This is a genomic window from Pseudomonas sp. PS01299 (genome assembly GCF_029960145.1).
Lineage (GTDB): Bacteria > Pseudomonadota > Gammaproteobacteria > Pseudomonadales > Pseudomonadaceae > Aquipseudomonas > Aquipseudomonas putida_A.
In genome coordinates this window covers 1-2076 of sequence record NZ_JASCPO010000445.1, presented here as the reverse complement: position 1 = coordinate 2076, position 2076 = coordinate 1, and the positions used below count along the sequence as shown (strand labels likewise).

At 61.6% G+C, this 2076-nt stretch carries 3 protein-coding genes; all 3 read left to right on the top strand.

The features are described 5' to 3' along the window. Positions 1–237 precede the first annotated feature (237 nt). The 3 genes from QMX91_RS30845 to QMX91_RS30835 are packed head-to-tail and all read left to right on the top strand — an operon-like array spanning position 238 to position 1977. Entirely contained in the window at positions 238–924 is a 687-nt protein-coding gene (locus QMX91_RS30845) for a CsgG/HfaB family protein (protein ID WP_171061824.1), read from the top strand. 28 nt (positions 925–952) lie between these two features. Further along, the gene (locus tag QMX91_RS30840) at positions 953–1321 is read left to right on the top strand and encodes a DUF4810 domain-containing protein (protein ID WP_003225593.1); all 369 of its coding nucleotides are present in this window, start codon (positions 953–955) and stop codon (positions 1319–1321) included. Then, positions 1318–1977 (top strand): DUF799 domain-containing protein, encoded by a 660-nt coding sequence (locus QMX91_RS30835; protein WP_282413880.1) that lies wholly within the window; start codon positions 1318–1320, stop codon positions 1975–1977. Before QMX91_RS30840 ends, QMX91_RS30835 begins: the two co-directional genes overlap by 4 nt. The last annotated feature ends 99 nt before the right edge of the window (positions 1978–2076 follow it).

Here is a 2076-nt window from a genome sequence, read left to right as displayed (position 1 = left end):
GGCTTGCTCGCGAAGACGGTGTGTCAGTCAGCACAGATGTCTCTGACAGAACGCCTTCGCGAGCAAGCCCGCTCCCACAGGGGGGATTTGTGTGTGTCCAAACAAGCCAATTGATTGGCGTCAAAAATCTCTGTCACCAATGGTGGCACTTTGTCATAATGCCGCCCCTTTTCCGCTCCCCACCGCGTAGCCGTGCCGGGACACACCGTTTTTTTTCAGAAGGAATGCACAGTGAGAATGATCTCCCGGATGTTGGTCTCAGGCGTTGCGATTGCCGTGCTCGGCACCCTCGCCGGCTCCCTTGCCGGGTGCGCCACCGAAAGCTCCCGCGCCCTGCCGGTGGCCAAGGTCGAGAGCGCCACGCAAGCCTGGAGCGGCGCTCGCGTACCGATGGCGGTGGGCAAGTTCGATAACCGCTCCAGCTACATGCGCGGGATCTTCTCCGACGGCGTTGATCGTCTCGGCGGCCAAGCCAAGACCATCCTGATCACTCACTTGCAGCAGACCAACCGCTTCTCGGTACTGGATCGCGACAATATGGGCGAGATCCAGCAGGAAGCGGCGATCAAGGGCCAGGCCCAGCGCCTCAAGGGCGCCGATTACGTGGTCACCGGCGACGTCACCGAGTTCGGCCGCAAGGAAACCGGCGACCACCAGCTGTTCGGCATTCTCGGCCGTGGCAAGACCCAGGTCGCCTACGCCAAGGTCAACCTGAACATCGTCAATATCAGCACCTCCGAAGTGGTGTATTCGACCCAGGGCGCCGGCGAGTACGCCTTGTCCAACCGCGAAATCATCGGCTTCGGCGGCACCGCTGCGTACGACTCCACCCTCAACGGCAAAGTCCTCGATCTGGCCATGCGCGAGGCGATCAATCGTCTGGTCGATGGCATGAACGCCGGTGCCTGGAAACCGGGCAACTGATCGTTATTCATTGCAAGGAGCAACACCCATGAATCTGACTTTGTCGCGGTCGCTGCTGGCCCTGACGCTGGCCGCCAGCGCCTTGCTGGCCGGTTGCAGCAGCCCGAAAACCCTGTACCAGTGGGAAGACTACCAACCGCAGGTCTACGAATACTTCAAAGGCGAAGAGCCGAAAGAAGCCCAGGCCGAAGTGCTGGAGCGCGACCTGCAGAAGATCCGTTCCACCGGCAAGGCGGTGCCGCCGGGCTACCACGCGCACCTGGGCCTGCTGTACCTGAGCATGGGCAAGGACGATCAGATGGTGCAGCAGTTCCGCACCGAGAAAGCGCTGTTCCCCGAGTCCGGCCCATACATGGATTTTCTGCTTAAAAACGCCAAGACCGGAGACGCCAAATGATCTCGCGCACCCTGAAACTGCTGGCCGCCGGTTTGGCCCTGACCGTGCTCGGTGGCTGCGTCGCGCCGAAAACCGTGGATTACTCGGCGTACAAACAGGCACGGCCGAAGACCATTCTGGTGCTGCCGCCGCTGAACACCTCGCCGGACGTCAAGGCTTCCTACAGCTTGCTGTCGCAGGTGACGTTCCCATTGGCCGAGGCCGGTTACTACGTGCTGCCGATCACCCTGGTGGACGAAACCTTCCGCCAGAACGGCCTGACCACCCCGGATGACATTCATCAGGCGCCGGCCAACAAGCTCAAGGAAATCTTCGGCGCCGACGCTGCGCTGTACATCACCGTGACCGAGTACGGTACGCGCTACATGGTGATCAGCAGCGAAACCGCGGTAACCGCCACCGCCAGACTGGTCGATCTGAAATCCGGCACCACGCTGTGGACCGGTTCGGCACGGGCGTCGAGCGAAGAGGGCGGCAATAACAGTGGTCGCGGTCTGGTCGGCATGCTGATCACTGCCGCGGTGAAGCAGGTGATCAACAGTTCGACCGATGCCGGGTATCCGATTGCCGGCGTGGCGAGCAATCGCCTGTTGTCGGCCGGTCAGCACGCCGGCCTGTTGTACGGCCCGCGTTCGCCGAAATACGGTACTGACTGACAATTACCGGCACGCCTGAAATCTCCTGTGGGAGCGGGCTTGCTCGCGAATGCGGTGGGTCAGTCGCCAAATGTTTTACTGACCCGGCGCATTCGCGAG

What these genes read in the sequence shown, in the direction of transcription:
- QMX91_RS30845 (WP_171061824.1), top strand. Translation starts at nt 238, where the DNA reads ATGATCTCCCGGATGTTGGTCTCAGGCGTTGCGATTGCCGTGCTCGGC.
- QMX91_RS30840 (WP_003225593.1), top strand. Translation starts at nt 953, where the DNA reads ATGAATCTGACTTTGTCGCGGTCGCTGCTGGCCCTGACGCTGGCCGCC.
- QMX91_RS30835 (WP_282413880.1), top strand. Translation starts at nt 1,318, where the DNA reads ATGATCTCGCGCACCCTGAAACTGCTGGCCGCCGGTTTGGCCCTGACC.